Raw genomic sequence first — 26,607 nt, forward strand, 5'->3', positions numbered from 1 at the left:
ATGGATGAAAAATAATAACTTCAGACTTTCGGCGGCAGGCAAACTGGCCGCCGCGCTGGCGATAATTCTCGCCGCTTCCGCCGGCGCCTACGCCGGAGAGATCGTCGCGGCCAACGGCGCCAACGGCCCCGGCGTTTCCACCGCCGCCACCGGCGCCCAGGTGGTCGACATCGTCGCGCCGAACGGCAGCGGACTGTCGCATAACCAATACCAGGACTTCAACGTCAACCAACCCGGCGCGGTGCTGAACAACTCCCGCGAGGCGGGGCTGTCGCAGCTGGCCGGGCAACTGGGTGCCAACCCGAATCTGGGCGGACGCGAAGCCAGTGTGATCCTCAATGAAGTGATCGGCCGCAACCCGTCGCTGCTGCACGGCCAGCAAGAGATCTTCGGCATGGCGGCCGACTACGTGCTGGCCAACCCGAACGGCATCAGCTGCCAGGGCTGCGGGTTCATCAACACCAGCCGCTCCTCGCTGGTGGTCGGCAACCCGCTGGTGGAAAACGGCCTGTTGCAGGGCTACAGCACCCTGGGCAACCGCAATACCCTGAGCCTCAGCGGCACCCTGAATGCCGGCGGCGTGCTGGATCTGATCGCACCGAAGATAGACAGCCGCGGCGACGTGATCGTACAAGACTTCACCCACCGCAACGGCAAAGTGACGCCGGCGGCGATCAACGCCATCAGCGGCCTTAACCGCGTGGCGCGCGACGGCAAGGTGCTGGCCAGCGAACAGCCGACGACCGCGCTGGACAGCTACTACCTCGGCAGCATGCAGGCCGGGCGCATCAACATCATCAACACCGCGCAAGGCAGCGGCGTGAAGCTGGCCGGCACGCTGGCTGCCGGCGACGAACTCAAGGTGAAAGCCTACGATATTCGCAGCGAAAGCCGCATTGAAGATGCCAGCAGCAACAAAAACGGCGGCGATAACTATCAAAATTACCGTGGCGGCATCTACGTCAACGATCGCAGCAGCAGCCAGAAGCTGACCCGCACCGAGCTGAAAGGCAAGAACATCAGCCTGGTGGCGGATAACCACGCGCACCTCACCGCCACCGATATTCGCGGCGAAGACATCACCCTGCAGGGCGGCAAGCTGACGCTCGACGGCCAGCAGTTGAAGCAAACTCAAGGTCACACCGACGACCGCTGGTTCTATTCCTGGCAATACGACGTCACCCGCGAACGCGAGCAACTGCAGCAGGCGGGCAGCACCGTCGCCGCCAGCGGCAACGCCAAACTCGTCAGTACTCGGGAAGACGTGAACCTGTTGGGCGCCAGCGTCAGCGCCGACCGGGCGTTGAGCGTCAAAGCGGCGCGCGATGTGCACCTCGCCGGGCTGGTGGAGAAAGATAAGTCCAGCGAACGCGGCTATCAGCGCAACCACACCTCCAGCCTGCGCACCGGCAGTTGGAGCAGCAGCGACGAAAGCGAAAGCCTGAAGGCCAGTGAACTGCGCAGCCAGGGCGAACTGACGGTGAAAGCCGGCCGCAATGTCTCGACTCAGGGTGCCAAGGTCCACGCCCAGCGCGATCTGACGATCGACGCAGATAACCAAATCCAGGTCGGGGTGCAGAAAACCGCCAACGCCAAAGCGGTGCGCGATGACAAAACCTCCTGGGGCGGCATCGGCGGCGGCGACAACAAGAACAACAGCAATCGCCGCGAAGTCAGCCACGCTTCCGAATTGACCAGCGGCGGCACCCTGCGCCTGAACGGTCAGCAAGGCGTCACCATTACCGGCAGCAAGGCGCGCGGCCAGAAAGGCGGCGAAGTCACCGCCACCCACGGCGGCCTGCGCATCGACAACGCGCTGAGCACCACCGTGGACAAAATCGACGCGCGTACCGGCACCGCCTTCAACATCACCAGCAGTTCGCACAAGGCTGATAACAGTTATCAGAGCAGCACCGCCAGCGAGCTGAAGTCCGACACCAACCTGAAGCTGGTCAGCCGTAAGGACACCGACGTGATCGGCAGCCAGGTCGCCAGCGGCGGCGAGCTGAGCGTCACGTCGCAGACCGGCAATATCAACGTCAAGGCCGCCGAGCAGCAGCAGAACATCGACGAGCAGAAAACCGCGCTCACCGTCAACGGCTACGCCAAAGAAGCCGGCGACAAGCAATACCGCGCCGGTTTACGCATCGAACACACCCGCGACAGCGAGAAAACCACCCGCACCGAGAACCGCGGCGCCACCCTCAGCGGCGGCAGCGTGAAACTCGACGCGGATAAGAACGTGACCTTCAGCGGATCCAAATTGGTCGCCGACAAAGGCGACGCCAGCGTCAGCGGCAATAAGGTTTCGTTCCTGGCGGCGGACGACAAAACCACCTCGAATACCGAGCAGACCAAGGTCGGCGGTGGTTTCTACTACACCGGCGGCATCGACAAGCTCGGCAGCGGTGTGGAGGCCGGCTACGAGAACAGCAAAACACAGGCGCAGAGCAGCAAGGCCGTCACCTCCGGCAGCGACGTCAAAGGCAACCTGACTGTCAACGCCCGTGACAAGCTGACCCAGCAAGGTGCGCAACACAGCGTCGGCGGCACCTATCAAGAAAACGCCGCGGACGTCGATCACCTGGCCGCTGCCGACACCACCAGCAGCAACACCACCAAAACCGACGTCGGCGTGAACATCGGTGCCAACGTCGATTACAGCGCCGTGACCCGTCCGGTCGAGCGTGCGGTCGGCAAGGCGGCCAAGCTGGACGCCACGGGCGTCATCAACGACATCGGCGGCATCGGCGCGCCTAACGTCGGCCTGGATATCGGCGCACAGGGCGGCAGCAGCGAAAAACGCAGCAGCAGCTCGCAGGCGGTCGTCAGCTCGGTGAAAGCCGGCAGCATCGACATCAACGCCAAAGGCAAAGTGCGCGATCAGGGCACGCAATATCAAGCCAACAAAGGCGCGGTCACGCTGACGGCGGACAGCCACCGCAGCGAAGCTGCGACAAATCGTCAGGAAGAGCAGAGCCGCGATACCCGCGGCAGCGCCGGCGTGCGCGTCTACACCTCCACCGGCAGCGATCTGACCGTGGACGCCAAGGGCGAAGGCGGCACCCAGCGCAGCAACAGCAGCGCCAGCCAGGCAGTGACCGGCTCGATCGACGCGGCCAACGGCATCAACGTCAACGTGAAAAAAGACGCGGTCTATCAGGGCACCGCGCTGAACGGCGGCAGCGGTAAAACCGCCGTCAACGCCGGCGGCGATATCCGCCTTGATCAGGCCAGCGACAAGCAGAGCGAAAGCCACAGCGGCTTTAACGTCAAAGCCTCCGCCAAGGGCGGTTTCACCGCCGACAGTAAAAACTTCGGCGCCGGGTTCGGCGGCGGCACCCACAACGGCGAAAGCAGCAGCAGCACCGCGCAGGTCGGCAACGTTAGTGGCCAACAGGGCGTTGAGCTGAAGGCGGGCCGCGATCTGACGCTGCAGGGCACCAACGTCAAGAGCCAGGGCGACGTCAGCCTGAGCGCGGGTAACAAGGTCGCACTGCAGGCGGCGGAATCGACCCAAACGCGTAAGGAAAGCAAGCTGTCCGGCAATATCGATCTGGGCGCCGGCAGCAGCGACAGCAAGGAAAAAACCGGCGGCAACCTCTCCGCCGGCGGCGCCTTCGACATCGCCAAGGTGAATGAGTCCACAACCGAGCGTCAGGGCGCCACTATCGCCTCAGACGGCAAGGTCACCCTGTCCGCCAACGGCAAAGGCGATGACGCACTGCATCTGCAGGGGGCCAAAGTCAGCGGCGGCAGCGCCGCGCTCGAGGCGAAAAACGGCGGCATCCTGCTGGAGTCCGCCAAAAACGAGCAGCATAAGGACAACTGGAGCCTGGGCATCAAAGCCAACGCCAAAGGCGGCCAAACCTTCAACAAGGACGCCGGCGGCAAGGTCGATCCGAACACTGGCAAAGATACCCACACGCTGGGTGCCGGTCTGAAGGTCGGCGTGGAACAGCAGGATAAAACCACCCACGCCAACACCGGCATCACCGCGGGCGACGTGGCGATCAACAGCGGCAAAGACACCCGTCTCGCCGGCGCGCGTGTCGATGCCGACAGCGTACAAGGCAAGGTGGGCGGCAATCTGCACGTTGAAAGCCGCAAAGACGTTGAGAACGGTGTGAAGGTCGATGTGGATGCCGGCCTGAGCCACAGCAACGATCCGGGCAGCAGCATCACCTCCAAGCTGTCGAAGGTCGGCACACCGCGTTACGCCGGTAAGGTGAAAGAGAAACTGGAGGCCGGAGTGAACAAAGTGGCCGACGCCACCACCGACAAGTACAACAGCGTGGCGCGTCGCCTCGATCCGCAGCAGGACACCACCGGCGCGGTCAGCTTCAGCAAGGCCGACGGCAAAGTCACGCTGCCGGCAACGCCGACCGGCGAAAAACCGCAAGGCCCGCTGTGGGATCGCGGCGCACGCACCGTCGGCGGCGCGGTGAAAGACAGCATCACCGGGCCGGCCGGTCGCCAGGGGCACCTCAAGGTCAATGCCGACGTGGTGAACAACAACGCGGTCGGCGAGCAATCGGCGATCACCGGTAAGAACGGCGTGGCGCTGCAGGTCGGCGGCCAAACCCAACTGACCGGCGGCGAGATCCGCAGCCAGCAAGGCAAGGTGGAACTGGGCGGTAGCCAGGTCAGCCAGCAGGACGTCAACGGCCAACGCTATCAGGGCGGCGGCCGCGTCGATGCGGCGGCCACGGTTGGCGGCCTGGCCGCCGGTGCGGCGAAACAGGGCGTTGACGGCAACGTGCCGTTCGTCAGCGGCCATGCCTCAACAAAACAGGCGGATGCCAAAGCCGGCGTGTTCAGCGGCAAATAACGCGCCTTTCCTGCACAACGCCCCCGGTTAAAACCGGGGGCGTTTTTTTACAGCGTGCTCGGGGTGTCTTCCCAGTCGCGATCGTCGTCCTTGGCATCCTGATCCAACACGTTGTAAGCCACCGCGCAGAACAGCGAGTTCAGGCGCTTCATGTCCCCCAACAATCCCAAATGCAACGAACTGGTCTCGATGCTCTGCACGTTTTGCTGGTGCAAACGATCGACGTGCGCGTGCGCGTAGCGGCGATCCAGAATGCGGAAGCGGTGCTTGGAACGGCGCAGGCGTTTGGCGCTGGTGACGTCGCCGGACAGGAACACCGACAGCCCCAGGCGCAGGTTGCCGATCAGCCGTTCGTGCAGCCCGTCCAGCTCCGCCAACCCTTCCGCCGAGAAGGCGCGGCGCGCGGCGTGCGACTTGGCGCCCACGTCGCCGGCCATGCGCTCGATGATGTCGCCCGCCTGTTCCAGGTTGAGCGCCATTTCGATGATCTCCGCCCAGCGGCGCGAGTCTTCCTCGCCCAGATCTTCCTTCTGGATCTGCGCCAGATACAGCTTGATGGCGGTGTACAGCACGTCGACGTCATCGTCGAGGCGCCGCACCTCTTTATCGACCCCCTGCTTACCGTGCAGCACTTCACGTTGCAGGATCATCATGTGTTCCACCACGTCGCCCATGCGCAGCGTTTCGCGCGCCGCATTGGCCAGCGCCAGCGTCGGCGTGTCCAGCGCGCTGGCGTCCAGATGGCGCGGCCGCATGCGCGGATCGTCGGCCGCTTCGTCGACGATCAGCCGCTCGCACAGCGTCGCCATCGGCCCGGCCAGTGGGATCATCACCAGGCAGCGGATCAGGTTGTAGAACACGTGGAAATAGATCACCAGCTCTTCGCTGCCGCCCGGCAGCTGAGCCATCAAATCCGCCAGATAGGAGACGAACGGCAGCACCAGTATGCAGCCCACCAGCTTGAACAGCAGGCTGCCGAGCGCTACGCGCCGCCCGGCGGCGTTCTGCCCGCTGGCGTTGATCATCGCCAGCAGGCCGCTGCCGAGGTTGGCGCCGATCACCAGACAGAGCGCCACCTTCAGAGAAATCACGCCGGTGGCGGTCAGGGTGGCGGTCAGCAGCACCGCCGCCAGGCTGGAGTAGCTGACGATGGCGAACAGCGCGCCGGTCAGGGCGTCCAGCATCACGTCGCCGGTCAGCGACGAGAACAGCACTTTCACCCCGGCCGCCTGGGTGATCGGCGTGGCGGCGGCGACGATCAGCTCCAGCGCCAGCACGATCAGCCCAAGGCCGATCAGGACGCGTCCGATCTGGCCGATCCGCATTTGCTTGCGGCTGAGGAACAGGAAGACGCCGACCAGGATCAGCAGCGGCGACAGCCAGGAAAGATCGAAGGTCAGCACGCGCGCCATCAGCGCGGTGCCGACGTCGGCGCCCAGCATGATCACCAGCGCAGGCGCCAGCCCCACCAGCCTCTGCGCGACGAAAGAGGTCACCAGCAGCGCGGTGGCGTTGCTGCTTTGCACCAGCGCGGTCACGCCGATGCCGGAAACGAACGCCAGCGGTTTTTTCTCAACGCTGTCGCTCAACACGCGCCGCAGATTGGCGCCGTAAACCCGCATGATCCCGGTGCGCACGATGTGGGTACCCCACACCAACAGCGCCACGGACGAAAGCAGGTGAAGAAGGGTCAGCACGGAAGATACGCTCCATTAACGCCCGGCCAAAGGAGGCTGATACCCGATGCTTGTCACGCGACGCAGAGAGGCGAGCCAAAGGATGACGGGTACAGCGCGCGGTCCCGCCTGCCGGGCGTGGGTCTGGCAGGACAGCGGGCGGGCGGCAGACCGCAGAAGAGAAGGGTTAATGCGGCGGCGGGAAGGCCCCGGCGCCGCGCTGCGAAATCATGCAACTTCCCGCAATACAACAGGTTCCAAGTGTAGCCCAATTTCCGCGCCGTCGGGCCGCAGGTCGGCCACCGAACGGTTGAGCACGTCAACCAGCAATTCTATCTCGCAAACCTGAATCCGATACCGTACCACATTCCCGAGCAAACTGTGACCCAGGATCACCCCACCGATCCCCTGTCCGGCCGGCAACAGGCCGATAGACTCGGGGCGGATCGCCACCTTGCCGACATAGCTGCGCCCGGTCAGTTGGGCGGCCTGTTCGGCGGTCAACAGGTTATAGTTGCCGATAAATCCGGCGGCGAAGGCGTCCGCCGGCTGGGTATACAAGGTTTCCGCGTCGCCGCTCTGCACGATCTGCCCCTTGTTCATCAGCACGATGCGATCCGATAGGGTCAACGCCTCTTCCTGATCGTGGGTGACGAAGATCGCCGTCAGGTTCAGCTCGCGTTGAATGCGCCGGATCTGCTCGCGCAGGTGTTTGCGGATACGCGCGTCCAGCGCCGACAGCGGTTCGTCGAGCAGCAGCAGACGCGGGCGAGTGACCAGCGATCGTGCCAGCGCCACGCGCTGACACTGGCCGCCCGACAGCTGATGCGGATAGCGCTTTGCCAGATCGCTCAGCTCCACCAGCGCCAGTACCTCCTGCACCCGCTGGCCGATCTGCCCGGCCGCCAGCTTCTGCATTTTCAGGCCGAAGGCCACGTTGCCTTCCACCGTCATATTGGGGAACAGCGCATAACTTTGGAACACCATGCCGATGCCGCGCTTTTGCGGCGCCAGCGGTACCAGATCCTGGCCCTGCAATAAAATTTGCCCGCTGTCGACCGGTGTCAGGCCGGCCAGGCAGCGCAGCAGCGTCGATTTGCCGCAGCCGCTCGGCCCCAGCAGGGTGACGAACTCCCCCTCTTCGGCGGTGAAATCGATATCCTGAAACACCTGGGTCTGGCCATAGTGTTTGTTCAGGCGGGTGACGTTGAGATAAGCCATCGGGTTAGCCCTTGTTTTTATTCAGCAAGTTCGCCAGCCAGGTGACGAGCAGCACCACGGCGAAATAGGAGATGACCAGCGCGCTGGTGAAATGCCCGCTGCCGTTGCGCATATTAAACAGGTAGACCTGCAGCGTTTCATACTGGCTGCCCACCAGCAGGTTGGCGAACACGAACTCGCCGATCAGGAACGAGAACGACAGCAGCACGGCGATCGTTCCGCCCTTGCGCAGGTTCGGCAGCACCACCCACAGCGCCGCCTGCCAGGTACTGGCGCCGAGCAGGTGCGCGGCGTCCATCAGATCGCGCAGGTTGATCGCCTGCATGTTGTTGCTGATGGCGCGGTAGATAAACGGCAGCGCGATGGTGAAATAGCAGCCCACCAAAATCCAGGGGGTGCCGAGCAGCGGCAGCGGATCGGCGGCGAACAGCTGCATCAGCCCCACCGCCGACACCACCGGCGGCACGGCGAACGGCAGCAGGATCAGCACGTTCATCACCGCGTCCAGTTTGGGAAAGTAGTAAGCGATCACAAACATCGCCGGCAGGATCACCACCACCGACAGCAGCAGCGTGCCGAAGCAGATCAGCAGCGAGTGCCACAGCGCCTGCAAAAAGCGCGGGTCGCTCCACAGCGCCGTCAGCCACTTCAGGGTAAAACCGTCCGGTAAAATGGTGGCGCCCCACTGGGTGGCCAGCGCATAAATCAGCGTCGCCGCCAGCGGCAGCAGCAGGATCAGCAGCAGCAGGCCGGTCACCGTGCGGTGATAGAGGCGTTCAGCACGCGACATGAGCATTCTCCATCCGATTATGAGCGCGCATTGAGGTAGCTCCTGCGCAGCATCCATTGGTGGATTACCGTGATAAACGCCATCATCACCACCAGCAGCATCGCCAGCGCGCTGGCCAGGTTCGGATCGAGGGAGATGTCCCCCGCCACCAACGCCGAGATGCGGATCGGGATCACGTTGAAGTTGCCGGTGGTCAGCGCGTACACCGTGGCATAGGCGCCCAGCGCGTTGGCCAGCAGGATGACGAAGGTGCCCATCAGCGCCGGCGCCAGCACCGGCAGGCCGATATGCCGCCAGTAGCGCCAGGGGCCGGCGCCGAGCAGCGCCGCCGACTCACGCCAATCGGCGCGAAGTGCATCGAACGCCGGATACAGCAACAGCACGCCCAACGGGATCTGGAAGTAGGTATACAGCACGATCAGGCCGCTCTTCGAATAGAGGTTGAAGCTCTCCATCAAACCGTATTTGCGCAGCAGCAGCGTCAGGCAGCCGTTCAACCCCAACAGAATGACGAAGGCGAACGCCAGCGGCACCCCGGCGAAGTTGCTGGTCATGTTGGTGAACGACATCACGAAGTCATGAAAGCGGGTCTGGCCGAGCTGGCGAAGTGAGTAACTGCCCACTAATGCAATCAGCAAGCCGTAGACGCTCGACCACAGCGAGATCTCCAGCGAGAACTGAAAGGCCTGCAGGTAGAACGGCGACGTGAGGATATCGACATAGTTGCCCCATCCCCAGCCGCCGGTCTCGCTGAAAAAGCTGTGAACCGCGATCCACACCAGCGGGGTGATCTGAAACGCGCCGAACAGCACGATAAACGGCAGCAGGCACAGCGCGGCGATCCATTTGGTTTTGCTGTTCATCGCGCATCCTGCGCCAGCAGCGCCCGGCAGCGCGGCTTGTCATGCGCCGCCTGCAGCAGATCGCAGATCGTGCCGCACAGCTCGGTTTGCTGCGGATCGGCGTCGTCCAGGCTGAAGCCCGCGCCGAACACGAACAGCGGCACCTGGCGCTCTTCCGGCAACACCCCGCCGTGGCTGCGATCGTCGTTCATGCCGTGGTCGGCGGTGATCAGCACCTGATAACCGGCCGCCAGCCACTCGGGCAGGTAGCGCGACAGCGAGCCGTCGGCGCGCCGCGCCGCGTTGCGGTACTGCGGCGAAGAGAGGCCGAAGCGGTGCCCGGCGTCGTCGATGTTCATCGGGTGGATCAGCAGGAAATCCGGCTGATGACGCTGGCGCAGGCTTTCGGCGTCGTCGAACAGATGGCTGTCGGGATAGCCGTCGTCGTAATAGAAATGGCCGTGCTGAATCGGCAGCTCGGGAGCGTCGGTGTGGCGGTCGCGCGCGGCGTCGAACGGCGTGCGGTTATACAATTCGCTGAACCAATGATACGCGGCGGCGGCGGTGGTCAGCCCGGCGGCGCGCGCGTAATGAAACACGCTTTGTTGATGAGAAAGGCGCGAGACGTGGTTGTGCACCACGCCGCTCTCCACCGGCGTGACGCCGGTGAGGATGCATTCATACAGCGGCCGGGAGAGCGAGGGCAACTCGCTCTCCAGCAGGTACAACCGCCCGCGTCCCGCCGCACATTCGGCCTGCAGATACCCCATGGCGTCATGCGCCACCCGGTAGTTGAGGCCGTCCAGCAGCACGAGGATCGTTTTCATGGTGCGTTAACTCACTGCTGCATAAACATAATGACGTTTTCCTGCCACAGGCGCGGCAGCGCTTTGGCGCTCTGTTCCCAGGCCGCCGGATCGGCGATCGGGTGCGCATTCTTGTACTGCTCGGCCGGCAGCAGCTTGGCCTTGACGTCGTCCGGCAGCGTCAGATGTTCGGCGCGGATCGGGCGGGCATAGCCGCGCGCCAGGTTGATCTGGCCGGCGTCGGAGAAGATGTATTCGCGCGCCAACTTGGCGGCGTTCGGGTGCTTGGCGTATTTATTGATGATGGTGGTGTAGCCGGAGGTGATCGAGCCGTCCGACGGGATCAGCACTTCAAAACGGGTTTTGTCGATCTGATCGCGGTAGTTCAGGCCGTTGAAGTCCCACACCACGCCAACCTGCACTTCCCCTTTCTCCAGCGATGCGATCACCGGGTTACTCAGGCTCAGGCGGCCGGCCTTGGCCAGCTTGCCGAAGAATTCCAGGCCCGGCTTGAGGTTTTTCTCGTTGCCGCCCATGGCGTAGGTGGCGGCCAGCACGCCGCTGGCCGCCTGCGACGCGGTGCCGACGTCGCCGATGGTGACCTGATAGCTGCCCTTGAGCAGATCGGCCCAGCTGTGCGGGATGTCTTTCACCTGCTGTTTATTGATGATAAAGGCGATGGTGCCGGTGTAAGCCAGCGCCCAGTGCCCGTCTTTGTCTTTCGCCCAGTCCGGCACCTGATCCCAGGTAGAGGGTTTGTAGGGCTGCGTTACGCCCTTCTGCACCGCCACCGGGCCAAAGGCCGCGCCGACGTCACCGATGTCCGCCGTAGCGTTGTTATTTTCCGCATCGAATTTGGCGATCTCCTGCGCGGAGCTCATGTCGGTATCGACATGCTTCAGGCCGTACTTGCTCAACAGATCTTGCCAAGTGCCTTTCCAGTTGGCCCAGCTGTCCGGCATGCCGACGCTGTTGACTTCGCCTTCTTTCTTCGCGGCCTGCTCCAGCGCCGCCAGATCGGTATCCGCGGCCCAGCTCATCTGGCTGGATAACACGATGGCACTGGTTAACACAGAAGCGCACAAACGTTTCATAACTGATGCTCCAGGTGGTAGTGTGGGGATGGCTGGACTAGTCCAGCAAGGACCAAACCAATCTAACGGACGAATGTGATAATTATATGTCAGCTTAAAAAAGCGACAGTTTTATCACCCGTTGCAACGGCGAAAACGCGACGCTGGTCTACCTTAAGGAAGGCCAAACGCACTGAAACGGGACACCCGCTGTATGAGTGAAGCACCGACGACCGTCGCCACCATCTGCCAAACGCTGAGCGCCCGCATTACCGCCGGCGAGTTCGCCGTGGGCGGCAAGCTGCCCTCCGAACGCGCCCTGAGCGAACAGTTCGCCACCACCCGCATTACCTTGCAGGAGGCGCTCGGCCAGTTGGAGGCGCAGGGCGTCATCTACCGCCAGGTGCGGCGCGGCTGGTTCATCTCGCCTCCACGTTTGATCTACAACCCGCTGCAGCGCAGCCATTTTCACGCCATGGCGCAGCAGCAGGGGCGCGCCGCCCATACCGAAGCGATCGACAGCGCGGTCGTCACGCTCGACGCGCCGCTGGCCGGCCGCCTGGCGCTGCCCCCCGGCGCCGAGGCCTATCGCATTCGCCGGCTGCGCTACATCGACGGACGTGCGGTGCTGTACTGCGAGCACTACCTCAATCCGGCCTATTTCCCCGGCATTCTGGACGAAGATCTGACCCAGTCGCTGACCGCGCTGTACGCCGCGCGCTACGGCATTCACTACGGGCGGGTGCGTTTCGACATGCTGCCCACCCTGCTGCCGCAGCAGGCCGCCGCCATGCTGAAGGTGACCTACGGCAGCCCGGCGCTGTTCATTACGCGGGTGAATCGCGATCAGCACGACAGGGTGATCGATTGCGACCTGGAATATTGGCGGTACGACGCGCTGCACATCGACGTGGAAGCGCTGTAAATGACAAGGGCGCATCGCTGCGCCCTTGAAGAGGAAAGTCAGTCGGCGTCGTAGCCGAGGTTTGGCGCCAGCCAGCGCTCGACCTCGCTCACGCTCATCCCTTTACGCGTCGCGTAGTCTTCCACCTGATCGCGCTGGATCTGCGCCACCGCGAAGTACTTGCTCTCAGGATGGCTGAAGTACCAGCCGGATACCGCCGCTCCCGGCCACATAGCGAAGGACTCCGTCAGTTCCATGCCGGTGTGGCGGTTGACGTCCAGCAGCTGCCAGATGGTCGCTTTTTCGGTGTGCTCCGGGCAGGCCGGGTAGCCCGGCGCCGGCCGGATGCCCTGATAGTTCTCGCGGATCAGTTCCTCGTTGCTCAGGCTCTCGTCGGCGGCATAGCCCCAGTGTAACTTGCGCACCTGCTCATGCAGGTATTCGGCGAAGGCCTCCGCCAAACGATCCGCCAGCGCCTTGACCATGATTTTGTTGTAATCGTCATGCTGCGCGTCGTACGCCGCCGCCAGCGCGTCCTCCTCCAGCCCTCCGGTCACCGCGAAGGCGCCGAAGTAGTCGGCTTTGCCGCTGCTTTTCGGCGCCACGAAGTCCGCCAGGCAGTAGTTCGGGAAGTCGGTTTTTTCCGTCTGCTGGCGCAGATGGCGGCTCACCGCCAGCACCTCGTCACGCCGTTCGTCGCGGTATACTTCCACGTCATCGCCGACACGGTTGGCCGGGAACAGGCCGTAAACGCCGCGCGGGTTGAGGCTGCGCTCGGCGGCCAGCCGATCCAGCATCTGATTGGCGTCGTGGAACAGGCGTTTGGCCTCTTCCCCCACCACCTCATCCTCCAGGATGCGCGGGTATTTGCCCGCCAGCGACCAGGTCATGAAAAACGGTGTCCAGTCGATATAGTGGCGCAGCGTCTCGATGCCGGCCGCCACCGGAAACACGCCGAGCTGCCGCGGCGCCGGCGGCTGATAATCGGCCCAGTCCAGCGCCATGGCGTTGGCGCGCGCCTTCTGCAAATCGACCGGTGGCGTGCGCGGTTTTTTGCGCGCGTGCTGAATGCGCACCGTTTCATATTCTTTGCGGGTGCGCGCCACAAACTCGTCGCGCTGGGTGGCGGACAGCAGCGCCGACACCACGCCCACGGTGCGCGAAGCGTTCTGCACGTAGGTGGTCGGGCCGCTGTAGTTCTGCTCGATTTTCACCGCGGTGTGCGCCTTGGAGGTGGTGGCGCCGCCGATCAGCAGCGGCAGCGTAAAGCCCTGGCGCTCCATCTCTTTGGCCACGTTGACCATCTCGTCCAGCGACGGCGTGATCAGCCCCGACAGGCCGATGATGTCGACGTTCTCCTCGCGCGCGGTGCGCAGGATTTTCTCCGTCGGCACCATCACGCCCAGATCGACGATTTCATAGTTGTTGCACTGCAGCACCACGCCGACGATGTTCTTGCCGATGTCGTGCACGTCGCCCTTCACCGTCGCCAACAGGATTTTCCCCGCGGAGGTGCCTTGCTGCTTGCTGGCCTCGATGTACGGTTCCAGGTAGGCCACCGCCTGCTTCATCACGCGGGCGGATTTCACCACCTGCGGCAGGAACATCTTGCCCTCGCCAAACAGATCGCCGACCACGTTCATCCCGGCCATCAGCGGCCCTTCGATCACTTCGATTGGGCGTTCGGCCTGCTGCCGCGCTTCTTCGGTGTCCAGTTCGATAAACTCGGTGATGCCCTTCACCAGCGAGTATTCCAGCCGCTTCTCCACCGGCCAGCCGCGCCATTCCGCCTGCTGCACCGCCGCTTCGCCGTCTTTGCTGCCGCGGTACTTTTCCGCCAGTTCCAGCAGGCGTTCGGTGCCGTCCTCGCGACGGTTGAGGATCACGTCTTCTACCGCCTCGCGCAGCTCGCCAGGCAGATCGTCGTAAATCGCCAGCTGCCCGGCGTTGACGATGCCCATGTCCATGCCGTTGCGAATGGCGTGATACAGGAATACCGCGTGGATTGCTTCACGCACCGGATCGTTGCCGCGGAACGAGAACGACACGTTGGACACCCCGCCGGAGATCATCGCGTGCGGCAGGTGGGTTTTGATGTCGGCGCAGGCTTCGATAAAGTCGACGGCGTAGTTGTTGTGCTCGTCGATGCCGGTGGCGACGGCGAAGATGTTCGGGTCGAAAATGATGTCTTCCGGCGGGAAACCGACGCGTTCGGTCAAAATTTTATAGGCGCGGCGACAGATCTCGAACTTGCGCTCGCGGGTGTCCGCCTGGCCCACTTCGTCGAACGCCATCACCACCACCGCAGCGCCATAGCGGCGCACCAGCCTGGCGTGGTGGATAAAGGCCTCTTCGCCCTCCTTCATCGAGATCGAGTTGACGATACCCTTGCCCTGAATGCACTTCAGGCCTTTCTCGATAACGGACCACTTGGAGGAGTCGATCATGATCGGCACCCGGGCGATATCCGGCTCGCCGGCGATCAGGTTGAGGAAGCGCACCATCGCCGCTTCGGCGTCGAGCATCCCCTCATCCATGTTGATATCGATGATCTGCGCGCCGCTCTCGACCTGCTGGCGCGCCACGTCGAGCGCCTCGTTGTATTTCTCTTCTTTGATCAAGCGTTTGAAACGCGCCGAGCCGGTGACGTTGGTACGCTCGCCGACGTTGACGAACAGGGTGTTGGCGTCGATGGTCAACGGCTCCAGACCGGCCAGGCGGCAGGCGACCGGGATATCCGGCAGCCGGCGCGGCGGCACGCCCTCGACCGCGTTGGCCATCGCGGCGATATGTTCCGGCGTGGTGCCGCAGCAGCCGCCGATAATATTGAGGAAGCCGGCCTGCGCCCACTCCCCGACCTGGCGCGCCATCTCGGCCGCATCCAGATCGTACTCGCCGAAGGCGTTCGGCAAACCGGCGTTCGGGTGTGCGGTGACGTAGGTCTCCGAGATGCGCGCCAGCTCGGCGACGTACTGGCGCAGCTCGTCCGGGCCCAGGGCGCAGTTCAGGCCGAAGGTCAGCGGCTTGACGTGGCGCAGCGAATTGTAAAACGCTTCGGTGGTCTGGCCGGACAGGGTGCGGCCGGAGGCGTCGGTGATGGTGCCGGAAATCATGATCGGCAGTTCCACCCCCAGCGCTTCGAATTCGGTTTCCACCGCAAAAGCAGCGGCCTTGGCGTTCAAGGTGTCGAAGATGGTTTCGATCATGATCAGATCGACGCCGCCTTCCACCAGCGCGCGAGTCGATTCGCGGTAAGCCGCCACCAGTTCATCGAACGAGATGTTGCGGAACGCCGGATCGTTGACGTTCGGCGAGATGGACGCAGTGCGGTTGGTCGGCCCCAACACCCCGGCGACGTAGCGCGGTTTTTCCGGCGTGCGCGCCGTCCATTCGTCGGCGCAGGCGCGCGCCAGACAGGCGGCCTGATAGTTAATCTCGGCGGACAGCGACTCCATATGGTAGTCGGCCATGGCGATGGAGGTGGAGTTGAAGGTATTGGTCTCAAGGATATCGGCGCCCGCCTCAAGATAGGCGTAATGAATGGCGGTGATCACTTCCGGCTTGGTCAGCACCAGCAGATCGTTATTGCCTTTCAGATCGCTGCGCCAGTCGGCGAAACGCTCACCGCGAAAATCGCGCTCGTCCAGGCGATAGCTCTGGATCATGGTGCCCATGCCGCCGTCCAACACTAAAATGCGCTGCGCTAACTGGCGGCGCAGTTGTTCTACTCGATTCGTCACTGTAACCCCTTCCATTGCCATCCAGCCCATTGCTCAACTGCCGCAAAAACCAACGAGTCATCCTAGCACAGCTTGTAAGGACAAAGGGCCAGGCGACAATTGAGAGTTTTTCAGGTTGTGCGTCAACACCTCCGATGAGCTGACTGCGGCTTGCAATTCATCGACAAAAAACGAAAATGAATTCCATCATACGGAAAAAGGAATCTCACCCATGGCCACCCCTGCTCCCGCCAAGCGCGGCAAGAAGCCCCGCGCAGCAGCCCCCGCCGCCAGTGCGGCGACCGGTCAGGTACAATCGTTGACCCGTGGCCTGAAACTGTTGGAATACATTTCGGAAGCCCAGGGCAACGTGGCGCTGACCGATCTGGCCCAGCAGGCCGGCCTGCCGAATTCCACTACTCACCGCCTGCTCACCACCATGCAGCAGCAGGGATTCGTGCGTCAGGTCGGCGATCTCGGCCTGTGGACCATCGGCTCGCACGCCTTTGTGGTCGGCAGCAGCTTCCTGCAAAGCCGCAACCTGCTGGCGATGGTGCATCCGACGCTGCGCCGCCTGATGGAGGAGTCCGGCGAAACCGTCAACCTGGCGGTGCTGGATACCAGCGAGTACCAGGCGATCATCATCGATCAGGTGCAGTGCACGGCGCTGATGCGCATGTCGGCGCCGATCGGCGGCAAACTGCCGATGCACGCCTCCGGCGCCGGCAAAGCGTTCCTCGCCACCCTGCCGGACGATCAGGTGACCAAACTGCTGCACAAGAAAGGCATGCACACCTACACGCCGCATACCCTGACGCCACACAACCTGAAAGAGGGGCTGGCGCAGATCCGCAAACAGGGCTTCTCCTTTGACGACGAAGAGCACGCGCTCGGCCTGCGCTGCGTGGCGGCCTGCATCTTCGACGAGCACCGCGAAGCCTTCGCCGCCATTTCCATCTCCGGCCCGGTGTCGCGCATCACCGACGATCGCGTGATCGAGCTGGGCGCGCTGGTGATCCACGCGGCGAAAGAGATCAGCCTGACCTACGGCGGCGTGCGCTGATCCAGCCCATCCGAGGGGCGCCCCAGCGCGCCCCTGCTCCCCTGCCATGCTCTGTTGTCAGCATGTAACAGGCTGTCGGCATCCTGTTTAGCACACAGGCAAAAAGCTTGAAGCCGATCACAGTTAACGATCCTCACGGCGAAAGCCCATTGCAACCGCTCACACTTCCTTCGACAATGTTACCGATAACATGTTACCGGTAACAATCAGACTGAACGAAGGTAACGTCACCCGGTGTTTTGGAGCCAAGCCATGACCAACAATCAAAATCGCATTTACGTCGTTATGGGCGTTTCCGGCAGCGGCAAGTCCGCCGTCGCCGCCGCCGCGGCCCGCCAACTCTCCGCCGGCTTCCTCGACGGCGACTTCCTGCACCCGCGCAGCAATATCCTGAAGATGGCCGCCGGCGAAGCGTTGAACGACGACGATCGCGCGCCGTGGCTGGCCGCGCTCAACGACGCCGCCTTCGCCATGCAGCGCACCAACAACGTGTCGATCATCGTCTGTTCGGCGTTGAAAAAGCAGTATCGCGACCGCCTGCGCGCCGGCAACGGCAACCTGTCCTTCATCTATCTGCACGGTGAGTTCCCGGTGATCGAATCCCGCCTGGCGGCGCGCAACGGCCACTTCTTCAAGCCGCAGATGCTGGTCACCCAGTTCGCCGCGCTGGAGCAACCGGGCGCCGACGAGAACGACGTGATGGCGATCGACATCAATCAGCCGCTGGACGCGGTGATCGCCGATACCGTGCGCCATATCCAGAGCTTCCTGCCGCAGGACGTGTGCGCGTGAGTACCGTAACGCTGGTCGGTACCGCAGTCGGCTCGGTTTTACTGCTGTTATTCCTGGTGATGAAGGCACGCATGCACGCCTTCGTCGCGCTGATGCTGGTGTCCATCGCCGCCGGCATTTTCTCCGGCATGCCGCTGGAACACATCGCCGACACCATGCAAAAAGGCATGGGCGACACGCTGGGCTTCCTGGCGATCGTGGTGGCGCTCGGGGCGATGTTCGGCAAGATCCTGCATGAGGTCGGCGCGCTCGATCAAATTGCGGCGCAATTACTGAAACGATTCGGACAAAGCAAGGCGCACTACGCGCTCGGCATCGCCGGCCTGATCTGCGCGCTGCCGCTGTTCTTCGACGTGGCGGTGGTGCTGCTGATCGGCATCGTGTTCGCCGTGGCGCGCCGCACCGACGGCAATATCGTCAAACTGGCCATCCCGCTGTTCGCCGGTGTGGCCGCTGCCGCCTCCTTCCTGCTGCCGGGGCCGGTGCCGATGCTGCTGGCATCGCAGATGAAGGCCGATTTCGGCTGGATGATCGCCATCGGCCTGGTGGCGGCCGTGCTCGGCATGCTGATCGCCGGCCCGCTGTACGGCAGCTTTATCAGCCGCTTCGTCAACTGGCCAATGCCGCCGGAAGAGAACGAGCCGACGCTGACCAAGGGCAATCTGCCGTCGTTCGGCTTCAGCCTGGCGCTGGTGCTGTGCCCGCTGGTACTGGTCGGCATGAAGACTATCGGCGCGCGGCTGGTCACTCCCGGCTCGCAGCTGCAGCAGTGGCTGGAGTTTATCGGCCACCCGTTCACCGCCATTCTGCTGGCCTGCCTGATCGTGATTTACGGTCTGGCGAAACCGCGCGGCATGAGCAACGAACAGACCCTGGCCATCTGCTCCGCCGCCGTGCAGCCGGCCGGGATCATCCTGCTGATGACCGGCGCCGGCGGGGTGTTCAAGCAGATCCTGGTGGATTCCGGCGTCGGGCCGGCGTTGGGTGACGCCATGATCGGCGCCGGCCTGCCGATCGCCGTGGCCGCCTTCGCGCTGTCCGCCATGGTGCGGGTGATTCAGGGCTCGGCCACCGTCGCCTGCCTGACCACCGTCGGTCTGGTGCTGCCGGTCACCAGTCAGCTCGGTCTGAACGGCGGGCAACTGGCCGCGCTGGCCATCTGCATCGCCGGCGGCTCTATCGTGCTGAGCCACGTCAACGACGCCGGCTTCTGGCTGTTCGGCAAATTCACAGGCGCCAACGAACTGCAAACGCTGAAAACCTGGACGGTGATGGAAACCATTCTGGGCAGCGTCGGCGGCGCCATCGGCATGATTGCATTCACGATGTTTTAAATCCTAAATCGCCCCCGGCCTTGCACACCAGGGCTGCAAATCACCCCCGGGGGCACCGCCACAGGCGGCGACTATAACAACAGCAATGTGAGGAAGGCATGATTAATCCAACCTTGTCCCGTGTCACACAGCGCATCATCGACCGTTCCCAGGCCAGCCGCGCCGCCTATCTGGCGCGTATCGAGGCGGCCCGCGCCCAAACCGTCCACCGCGCGCAGCTCGCCTGCGGCAACCTGGCCCACGGCTTCGCCGCCTGTCAGCCCGATGACAAGGCGTCGCTGAAAAACATGGTGCGCAGCGATATCGCCATCATCACCGCTTACAACGACATGCTGTCGGCCCACCAGCCGTACGAACACTACCCGCAGCGGCTGAAGCAGGCGCTGAAAGCGGTCGGCGCCGTGGGCCAGGTGGCTGGCGGCGTGCCGGCGATGTGCGACGGGGTGACGCAGGGGCAGGACGGCATGGAACTGTCGCTGATGAGCCGCGACGTGATCGCCATGTCGGCCGCCGTCGGCCTATCGCACAATATGTTCGACGGCGCGCTGTTCCTCGGCATCTGCGACAAGATCGTGCCGGGGCTGGTGATGGCCGCCCTCTCCTTCGGCCACCTGCCCGCGCTGTTCGTGCCGGCCGGCCCGATGAGCAGCGGCCTGCCGAACAAGGAAAAAGTGCGCGTGCGCCAGCTGTACGCCGAGGGCAAGGCCGACCGTTTGGCGCTGCTGGAGGCCGAGGCGGCCTCTTATCACGGCATCGGCACCTGCACCTTCTACGGCACCGCCAACACCAACCAGATGGTGATGGAAGTGATGGGTCTGCATCTGCCGGGCGCCTCCTTCGTCCATCCGGACACGCCGCTGCGCGACGCGCTGAACGATGCCGCCGCGCGCCAGGTGACCCGACTGACCGATACCGCCGGCAACTACCTGCCGATCGGCCGCCTGGTGGACGAGAAAGTGGTGGTGAACGGCATCGTCTCGCTGCTGGCCACCGGCGGCTCCACCAACCTGACCATGCATCTGGTGGCGATGGCGCGGGCGGCGGGCATCATCATCACCTGGGACGATTTCTCGGAGCTGTCGGAGGCGGTGCCGCTGCTGTGCCGCATCTACCCGAACGGCCCGGCCGACATCAACCAATTCCAGGCCGCCGGCGGCGTGCCGCTGGTGGTGCGCGAGCTGCTGCAACACGGCCTGCTGCACGAAGACGTGCACACCGTGGCCGGTTTCGGCCTGCACCGCTACACCCAGGAACCGTGGCTGGACAACGGCCAATTGGTATGGCGCGAAGGCGTGGCCGGCTCGCTCGACGCCAGCGTGATCGCCAGCGTGGCCCAGCCGTTCGAACATCATGGCGGCACCAAAGTGATGGCCGGCAATCTGGGCCGCGCGGTGATGAAAACCTCGGCGGTGCCCGCCGATAACCAGATCATCGAAGCGCCGGCGGTGGTGTTCGACAGCCAGCACGATATCGTGCCGGCGTTCGAAGCCGGCAAGCTGGATCGCGATTGCGTGGTGGTGGTGCGCTTCCAGGGGCCGCAGGCCAACGGCATGCCGGAGCTGCACAAGCTGATGCCGCCGCTGGGCGTGTTGATGGATCGCGGCTTCAAAGTGGCGCTGGTGACCGACGGCCGCCTGTCCGGCGCCTCCGGCAAGGTGCCTTCCGCCATCCACGTCACCCCGGAAGCCTATAGCGGCGGCCTGCTGGCGAAAGTGCGCGACGGCGATCCGATCCGCGTCAACGGCCGCAGCGGCGAGCTGCAGGTGCTGGTCGACGCCGACGAGCTGGCGCGGCGCGCGCCTTGCCAACCCGATCTGAGCGCGGAACACATCGGCTGCGGCCGCGAGCTGTTCGGCGCGCTGCGCAGCCAGCTGTCAGGCGCCGAGCAGGGCGCCTGCTGCATCAAATTTTAATCGATAGCCTGGCCGCATCGCCGCTTGGCGGCGGCCACAGAGGAGAACGTCAGCATGAACAAGTGGACAACAAGCGCCGAGCAGATCCTGACGGCGGGGCCGGTGGTGCCGGTCATCGTGATCAACAAGCTGGAACATGCGGTGCCGTTGGCGAAAGCGCTGGTCGCCGGCGGCGTACGGGTGCTGGAGGTGACGCTGCGCACCGCCTGCGCCATGGACGCCATTCGCGCCATCGCCCAAGAGGTGCCGGAAGCGATCATCGGCGCCGGTACGGTGATCAATCCGCAGCAGCTGCGGGAAGTGACCGAGGCCGGCGCGCAGTTCGCCATCAGCCCGGGGCTGACCGACGAGCTGCTCAAAGCCGCCACCGCCGGTTCCATTCCCCTTATACCGGGCATCAGCACCGTTTCCGAACTGATGCAGGGCATGGATTACGGCCTGCGCGAGTTTAAATTCTTCCCGGCGGAAGCCAACGGCGGCGTAAAAGCGCTGCAGGCGATCGGCGGCCCGTTCCCGCAGGTGCGTTTCTGTCCGACCGGCGGCATCTCGCCGGACAATTACCGCAGCTATCTGGCGCTGAAAAGCGTGCTGTGCATCGGCGGCTCCTGGCTGGTGCCGGCGGATGCGCTCGAAAGCGGCGACTACGCGCGCATTACCGAACTGGCGCGCACCGCCGTCGCGGGCGCCCAGGCCTGAGTTACATCGCAGCGGTGGCGGCCGGCAGCGCCGCCCCGCTGCGCTGGCTGAACCGCTGCTTCTTGCGATAAGCGAACACGTCTTCCACATGCCCCTCGCGGATGCGCTGCTGCAACCCGCGCCAATACTCCGCGGTAAACAGATCGCTGTGCAGCTCCTCAAACACCTGCCGAATGCGCCGATCGCCGCACAGGAAGTGGCGGAACTCTTCCGGGAACACGTCGTTGGGCGCGATGCTGTACCACGGCTCGCTGGCCAATTCGTCCTCCGGATAGCGCGGCGGCGGAATGTCGCGGAAGTTAACCTCGGTCATGTAGCAAATCTCGTCGTAGTCGTAGAACACCACCCGCCCGTGGCGCGTCACGCCGAAGTTTTTGAACAGCATGTCGCCGGGGAAGATATTGGCGGCGGCCAGCTGCTTGATGGCATTGCCGTACTCTTCAATCGCATCGCGCATCTGCTGGTCGTTGGCCTGCTCCAGATACAGGTTCAGCGGCGTCATGCGCCGTTCCATATACAGATGCTTGATCACGATGCGATCGCCGAGATCTTCCAGTTTGCCCGGCACTTCGCGCCGCAGCTCCGCCAACAGCTCCGGGCTGAGGCGCGCCTTGTCGACGACGAAATTCTCGTACTCCTGGGTATCCGCCATGCGCCCGACGCGATCGTGCTCTTTCACCAGCTGATAGCAAGCCATCACCTGCGCCTGCGTCACCTCTTTTTGCGGGGCGAACTCATCCTTGATCACTTTAAACACCCGATCGAAGGACGGCAGGGTGAACACCAGCATCACCATGCCCTTCACCCCCGGCGCGATGATAAATTGCTCCTGCGACTGCGCCATAAAGGTCAGGTATTCGCGATAGCATTCGGTTTTACCGTGCTTCTGGCAGCCGATCGCCATGTACAGCTCGGCGGTGGTTTTGCCCGGCAGGATCTCGCGCAGCCACTCCACCATCGCCGCCGGCAGCGGCGCGTAGACCATGAAATAAGAGCGGGCGAAGCCGAAGACAATGCTGGCCTCGGCCTTTCCGGTCAGGCAGGCATCGATAAACAGCGCGCCCGACTCGCTGTGGTGGATCGGGAGCAAGAACGGATAAACACCGTCGGCCAGGCGCAGCTTGCCGACCAGCCAGGCGGCCTTGTTGCGATAGAACAGTTCGTTGGCTATCTGGAAGGTTGCGCCCGCCAGCTGCGGTGCGCTGAAGGCGCGTTGCAGCGCCTGAGTGATGTCGCGAATATCGCGCGCCAAGTCCTCCCACGGCAGCCGCAGCGGCAGATCGCTCAGCACGCTGCGCAGCATCGCCGGCAGATCGCCATTGGGGGTAAAATCGCGCGCCAGCGGACGCGGTATGTCGCGAAAGCGCCGTTCCGGCTGCGAACTGAAGACGAACAGCTTGTCCGGCGTCAGATCGCGGTGCTTGAACAGCCGGCAATAGACCGAGTTAAAGAAGCTTTCGGCGATCTCGAAACGCGGATAGTCCGGCAGCAGGTCGATATAAACCGCTTTAACCCGGCTGGGGAAGTCGGCATCGAAGTATTTCTGCCCGGTGATGCATTTGAGCTGCTCCACCACCAGGCCGACGTGATGGTCATACAGATGGATGCGCTTTTTCATCGCCTGCTGCACCGCCGGCCAGTCCGCCTGCTCGAAGCGCTGCTGCGCGCCGGCGGTCACTTCCAGAAAGCGGCCGTACTGCGCATCGAAGCCCTGCAGGATCGTCTGTGCGATCAACAACTCCAGTTTTGCCGCCATCCTTACCCCCGCCAGAAAAAGAAGCCTGCGCATGCAGGCTCCGGGTGAAACGTCTTCAAGCTTGCCGCATCAGAACTGCTGTTCTTCCGTCGAACCGGTCAGCGCGGTGACCGAAGAGGCGCCGCCCTGAATGACGGTGGTGACCTTGTCGAAGTAGCCGGTACCCACCTCCTGCTGGTGCGACGCGAAGGTGTAACCGCGATCCACCGCGGCGAACTCCGCCTGCTGCACCTTCTCGACGTAGTGTTTCATCCCCTCGCCCTGCGCATAGGCGTGCGCCAGGTCGAACATGTTGAACCACATGCTGTGGATGCCCGCCAGCGTGATGAACTGATACTTGTAGCCCATGTCCGACAGCGCCTGCTGGAAGCGGGCGATGGTCTGGTCGTCGAGGTTCTTCTTCCAGTTGAACGATGGCGAGCAGTTGTAGGCCAACAGCTTGCCTGGATATTTGGCGTGGATGGCGTCGGCGAAGCGCTGGGCGGCATCCAGATCCGGCGTTGAGGTTTCGCACCACACCATATCGGCGTAAGGGGCATAGGCCAGGCCGCGGCTGATCGCCTGTTCGACGCCGGCATGGGTGCGGAAGAAGCCTTCCGCCGTACGCTCGCCAGTGACGAAGGCGCTGTCATACGGATCGCAGTCAGAGGTCAGCAGGTCGGCCGCATCGGCGTCGGTACGGGCGATCACCAGCGTCGGCACGCCGAGCACGTCGGCCGCCAGGCGCGCGGCGACCAGTTTCTGGATCGCTTCTTGCGTCGGCACCAGCACTTTGCCGCCCATATGGCCGCATTTCTTCACCGCCGCCAGCTGATCTTCGAAGTGCACCCCGGCGGCGCCGGCGGTAATCATCGCTTTCATCAGCTCAAAGGCGTTCAACACGCCGCCGAAGCCGGCTTCCGCATCGGCGACGATCGGCAGGAAATAATCGGTGTACCCTTTGCTGCCCGGCTCAATCTGGTTCGCCCATTGGATCTGATCGGCACGGCGGAAGGTGTTGTTGATGCGCTCGACCACCTTCGGCACCGAGTCCACCGGATACAGCGATTGGTCAGGGTACATGGCCGCCGCGCTGTTGGCGTCGGCCGCCACCTGCCAACCGGACAAGTAGATGGCCTCGACGCCGGCTTTGGCCTGCTGCAGCGCCTGGCCGCCGGTCAGCGCGCCCAGGCAGTTCACGTAGCCTTTGCGCGCCTTGCCGTTCAACAATGCCCACAGTTTGGCGGCGCCGTTTTGCGCCAGGGTGCATTCCGGGTTGACCGAACCGCGCAGGTTGATCACGTCTTCGGCGCTATAGGGGCGGGTAATGCCTTCCCAACGGGCCGATTTCCATTCCTGTTCCAGCTGCTGGATCTGTTGAGAGCGAGAGGTAGACATAATTTTTATCCTTTCAGTCATGTAGGGTTGATTGGGAAAATTCAGGCCAGCAGCTCATAGCCGGGCAGCGTCAGGAAATCGATTAATTCATCTTGCGTGGTGATGCGCTCCATCAGGCTCGCCGCCTCTTCGAACCGGCCGGCGTTAAAGCGCGCTTCCCCTACTTCTTCACGCACCACCAACATCTCTTCTTGCAGCATCTGGCGGAACAGCGCCTTGGTGACCGGGCGCCCGTCGTTCAGGCTCTTCTCGTGGTGGATCCACTGCCAGATAGACGTGCGGGAGATCTCCGCCGTCGCCGCATCCTCCATCAAACCGTAAATCGGCACGCAGCCGTTGCCGGAGATCCAGGCTTCAATGTACTGCACCGCCACGCGGATATTGGCGCGCATCCCTGCTTCGGTGCGTTCGCCGTCGCACGGTTCCAGCAGCTGTGCGGCGCTGATCGGCGCATCCTGCTCACGCAGCACGTCCAGCTGGTTTTGACGATCGCCCAATGCGTTGCCGAACACCTCCATCACCGTGTCCGCCAAGCCCGGGTGCGCCACCCAGGTGCCGTCGTGGCCATTGTTGGCCTCCAGCTCTTTGTCCGCCCGTACCTTGTTCAGCACCCAGGCGTTTTTTTCGGCGTCTTTGCTCGGGATAAACGCCGCCATGCCGCCCATGGCGAACGCGCCGCGCTTATGACAGGTTTTGATCAACAGGCGCGAATAGGCGCTGAGGAAAGGTTTTTCCATGGTCACCGACTGACGATCCGGCAGCACGCGATCGCCGTGGTTCTTCAGCGTTTTGATGTAGCTGAAGATGTAATCCCAACGGCCGCAGTTCAGACCGACGATGTGATCGCGCAGGTGATACAGGATCTCGTCCATCTGGAACACCGCCGGCAAGGTTTCGATCAGCACGGTCGCCTTGATGGTGCCGCGCGGCAGATCGAAACGATCCTCGGTAAAGCTGAAGACATCGCTCCACCAGGCCGCTTCCTCCCAGGACTGGGTTTTCGGCAGGTAGAAATACGGGCCGCTGCCCTTGGCCAACAGCTGGCGATAGTTGTGGTAGAAGTACAGCGCGAAATCGAACAGGCCGCCGGGGATGGCTTCATCACGCCACAAGACGTGTTTCTCCGGCAGGTGCAAGCCGCGCACGCGAGCGATCAACACCGCCGGATTCGGTTTCAGCTGGTAGATCTTGCCGGCTTCATTGGTGTAGGAGATGGTGCCGTTAACCGCATCGTGCAGGTTGATTTGACCGTCGATGACTTTGTCCCAGCTTGGCGCCAGCGAGTCTTCGAAGTCCGCCATAAACACTTTTACGTTGGCGTTCAGCGCATTGATCACCATCTTGCGCTCGACCGGCCCGGTGATCTCGACCCTGCGGTCACGCAGGTCTTGCGGAATGCCGCGGATTTGCCAGTCACCTTCACGAATGGAAGCGGTTTCCGAAATAAATCCCGGCAGTTCACCGCGATCGATATTTTGTTGCCAGCGGACACGCGCCGCCAGCAGCTCGTTGCGCCGCGGCGTGAATTTCCCCACCAGGTCCGCCAGGAATTCAACCGCTTCGTCCGTTAACACCTGGCGCTCCGCAGCGGCGAAACCCTGCGTAAACCTTAACTCCGTGCCTGCTATCTGTTGCGTCATGACCTTGCTCCTTCCCATCGTTGCACCCGCGCGACCGGCGCATTTTCATCAGAAATCACTGTGGATCAGGGCGGATGAAACGATCCTCAACTGGTCAGATCTCATCCCGATAGCTCTAAGAATACTCAACAAAAAATAAAAATCAAAAACCATTTCCATTTTATTATTAAATAT

General features: G+C 63.1%; 17 protein-coding genes. 7 read left to right on the plus strand and 10 right to left on the minus strand.

Annotation, left to right across the window (positions count from 1 at the left end; translation table 11 throughout):
- The first annotated feature begins 4 nt into the window (after positions 1 to 4).
- Positions 5 to 4,831, plus strand: coding sequence for a hemagglutinin repeat-containing protein (locus tag ACSJLU_RS22600; protein WP_380826456.1), 4,827 nt, complete (start codon positions 5 to 7; stop codon positions 4,829 to 4,831).
- 47 nt (positions 4,832 to 4,878) lie between these two features.
- Here ACSJLU_RS22600 and ACSJLU_RS22605 read toward each other — a convergent pair whose 3' ends face one another.
- From ACSJLU_RS22605 to ACSJLU_RS22630, 6 genes are all read right to left on the minus strand, one after another.
- Complete coding sequence (locus tag ACSJLU_RS22605; RefSeq protein WP_380826463.1) at positions 4,879 to 6,528, minus strand: Na/Pi cotransporter family protein; 1,650 nt, start codon at positions 6,526 to 6,528, stop codon at positions 4,879 to 4,881.
- Between the two features lie 207 nt (positions 6,529 to 6,735).
- The gene (locus tag ACSJLU_RS22610) at positions 6,736 to 7,728 is read right to left on the minus strand and encodes an ABC transporter ATP-binding protein (protein WP_025304474.1); all 993 of its coding nucleotides are present in this window, start codon (positions 7,726 to 7,728) and stop codon (positions 6,736 to 6,738) included.
- A gap of 4 nt (positions 7,729 to 7,732) precedes the next feature.
- Entirely contained in the window at positions 7,733 to 8,518 is a 786-nt protein-coding gene (locus ACSJLU_RS22615; RefSeq protein ID WP_025304475.1) for an ABC transporter permease, read from the minus strand.
- 17 nt (positions 8,519 to 8,535) lie between these two features.
- A complete protein-coding gene (locus ACSJLU_RS22620; protein ID WP_380826466.1) occupies positions 8,536 to 9,381 on the minus strand; it encodes an ABC transporter permease in 846 nt (281 codons plus the stop codon).
- Complete coding sequence (locus tag ACSJLU_RS22625) at positions 9,378 to 10,187, minus strand: alkaline phosphatase family protein (RefSeq protein WP_025304476.1); 810 nt, start codon at positions 10,185 to 10,187, stop codon at positions 9,378 to 9,380. Before ACSJLU_RS22625 ends, ACSJLU_RS22620 begins: the two co-directional genes overlap by 4 nt.
- An 11-nt stretch (positions 10,188 to 10,198) precedes the next feature.
- Positions 10,199 to 11,260, minus strand: a complete 1,062-nt coding sequence (locus ACSJLU_RS22630; RefSeq protein ID WP_164099895.1) for an ABC transporter substrate-binding protein — start codon at positions 11,258 to 11,260, stop codon at positions 10,199 to 10,201.
- 193 nt (positions 11,261 to 11,453) lie between these two features.
- Here ACSJLU_RS22630 and ACSJLU_RS22635 point away from each other — a divergent pair, with 193 nt between their 5' ends.
- On the plus strand, positions 11,454 to 12,164 hold the full coding sequence (locus ACSJLU_RS22635) for a UTRA domain-containing protein (protein ID WP_025304477.1): 711 nt from the start codon (positions 11,454 to 11,456) through the stop codon (positions 12,162 to 12,164).
- A gap of 38 nt (positions 12,165 to 12,202) precedes the next feature.
- On the opposite strand, the gene metH is transcribed toward ACSJLU_RS22635, so the two are convergent.
- Positions 12,203 to 15,898 (minus strand): methionine synthase, encoded by a 3,696-nt coding sequence (metH, locus tag ACSJLU_RS22640; RefSeq protein WP_380826470.1) that lies wholly within the window; start codon positions 15,896 to 15,898, stop codon positions 12,203 to 12,205.
- Between the two features lie 196 nt (positions 15,899 to 16,094).
- Between metH and iclR the strand changes: the two genes are divergently transcribed.
- The 5 genes from iclR to ACSJLU_RS22665 all read left to right on the plus strand — a co-directional run bounded on the left by iclR (position 16,095) and on the right by ACSJLU_RS22665 (position 21,660).
- Positions 16,095 to 16,925 carry a glyoxylate bypass operon transcriptional repressor IclR gene (gene iclR / locus ACSJLU_RS22645; protein ID WP_380826473.1) on the plus strand — a complete coding sequence of 277 codons (831 nt, stop codon included), beginning with the start codon at positions 16,095 to 16,097 and terminating at the stop codon, positions 16,923 to 16,925.
- 252 nt (positions 16,926 to 17,177) lie between these two features.
- On the plus strand, positions 17,178 to 17,717 hold the full coding sequence (gntK, locus tag ACSJLU_RS22650; protein ID WP_004936645.1) for a gluconokinase: 540 nt from the start codon (positions 17,178 to 17,180) through the stop codon (positions 17,715 to 17,717).
- Positions 17,714 to 19,051, plus strand: coding sequence for a gluconate transporter (gntU, locus tag ACSJLU_RS22655; protein WP_099816678.1), 1,338 nt, complete (start codon positions 17,714 to 17,716; stop codon positions 19,049 to 19,051). Before gntK ends, gntU begins: the two co-directional genes overlap by 4 nt.
- Positions 19,052 to 19,149: 98 nt before the next feature.
- Positions 19,150 to 20,964, plus strand: coding sequence for a phosphogluconate dehydratase (gene edd, locus ACSJLU_RS22660; RefSeq protein ID WP_380826476.1), 1,815 nt, complete (start codon positions 19,150 to 19,152; stop codon positions 20,962 to 20,964).
- A gap of 54 nt (positions 20,965 to 21,018) precedes the next feature.
- Complete coding sequence (locus ACSJLU_RS22665) at positions 21,019 to 21,660, plus strand: bifunctional 4-hydroxy-2-oxoglutarate aldolase/2-dehydro-3-deoxy-phosphogluconate aldolase (protein ID WP_049296301.1); 642 nt, start codon at positions 21,019 to 21,021, stop codon at positions 21,658 to 21,660.
- 1 nt (position 21,661) lies between these two features.
- On the opposite strand, the gene aceK is transcribed toward ACSJLU_RS22665, so the two are convergent.
- From aceK to aceB, 3 genes are all read right to left on the minus strand, one after another.
- Complete coding sequence (gene aceK / locus ACSJLU_RS22670) at positions 21,662 to 23,416, minus strand: bifunctional isocitrate dehydrogenase kinase/phosphatase (protein WP_142591247.1); 1,755 nt, start codon at positions 23,414 to 23,416, stop codon at positions 21,662 to 21,664.
- A 69-nt stretch (positions 23,417 to 23,485) separates the two neighbouring features.
- On the minus strand, positions 23,486 to 24,793 hold the full coding sequence (gene aceA, locus ACSJLU_RS22675; protein ID WP_025304483.1) for an isocitrate lyase: 1,308 nt from the start codon (positions 24,791 to 24,793) through the stop codon (positions 23,486 to 23,488).
- A gap of 41 nt (positions 24,794 to 24,834) precedes the next feature.
- On the minus strand, positions 24,835 to 26,433 hold the full coding sequence (gene aceB / locus ACSJLU_RS22680; protein WP_049296303.1) for a malate synthase A: 1,599 nt from the start codon (positions 26,431 to 26,433) through the stop codon (positions 24,835 to 24,837).
- Between the last annotated feature and the right edge of the window lie 174 nt (positions 26,434 to 26,607).

The sequence above is a fragment of the Serratia bockelmannii genome (assembly GCF_051803255.1).
Taxonomy (GTDB): domain Bacteria; phylum Pseudomonadota; class Gammaproteobacteria; order Enterobacterales; family Enterobacteriaceae; genus Serratia; species Serratia bockelmannii.

What these genes read in the sequence shown, in the direction of transcription:
- aceK (WP_142591247.1), bottom strand. Translation starts at nt 23,416, where the DNA reads ATGGCGGCAAAACTGGAGTTGTTGATCGCACAGACGATCCTGCAGGGC.
- iclR (WP_380826473.1), top strand. Translation starts at nt 16,095, where the DNA reads ATGGCCACCCCTGCTCCCGCCAAGCGCGGCAAGAAGCCCCGCGCAGCA.
- ACSJLU_RS22635 (WP_025304477.1), top strand. Translation starts at nt 11,454, where the DNA reads ATGAGTGAAGCACCGACGACCGTCGCCACCATCTGCCAAACGCTGAGC.
- ACSJLU_RS22665 (WP_049296301.1), top strand. Translation starts at nt 21,019, where the DNA reads ATGAACAAGTGGACAACAAGCGCCGAGCAGATCCTGACGGCGGGGCCG.
- gntK (WP_004936645.1), top strand. Translation starts at nt 17,178, where the DNA reads ATGACCAACAATCAAAATCGCATTTACGTCGTTATGGGCGTTTCCGGC.
- ACSJLU_RS22625 (WP_025304476.1), bottom strand. Translation starts at nt 10,187, where the DNA reads ATGAAAACGATCCTCGTGCTGCTGGACGGCCTCAACTACCGGGTGGCG.
- ACSJLU_RS22630 (WP_164099895.1), bottom strand. Translation starts at nt 11,260, where the DNA reads ATGAAACGTTTGTGCGCTTCTGTGTTAACCAGTGCCATCGTGTTATCC.
- ACSJLU_RS22620 (WP_380826466.1), bottom strand. Translation starts at nt 9,381, where the DNA reads ATGAACAGCAAAACCAAATGGATCGCCGCGCTGTGCCTGCTGCCGTTT.
- ACSJLU_RS22610 (WP_025304474.1), bottom strand. Translation starts at nt 7,728, where the DNA reads ATGGCTTATCTCAACGTCACCCGCCTGAACAAACACTATGGCCAGACC.
- ACSJLU_RS22615 (WP_025304475.1), bottom strand. Translation starts at nt 8,518, where the DNA reads ATGTCGCGTGCTGAACGCCTCTATCACCGCACGGTGACCGGCCTGCTG.
- aceB (WP_049296303.1), bottom strand. Translation starts at nt 26,433, where the DNA reads ATGACGCAACAGATAGCAGGCACGGAGTTAAGGTTTACGCAGGGTTTC.
- edd (WP_380826476.1), top strand. Translation starts at nt 19,150, where the DNA reads ATGATTAATCCAACCTTGTCCCGTGTCACACAGCGCATCATCGACCGT.
- ACSJLU_RS22600 (WP_380826456.1), top strand. Translation starts at nt 5, where the DNA reads ATGAAAAATAATAACTTCAGACTTTCGGCGGCAGGCAAACTGGCCGCC.
- aceA (WP_025304483.1), bottom strand. Translation starts at nt 24,793, where the DNA reads ATGTCTACCTCTCGCTCTCAACAGATCCAGCAGCTGGAACAGGAATGG.
- metH (WP_380826470.1), bottom strand. Translation starts at nt 15,898, where the DNA reads ATGGAAGGGGTTACAGTGACGAATCGAGTAGAACAACTGCGCCGCCAG.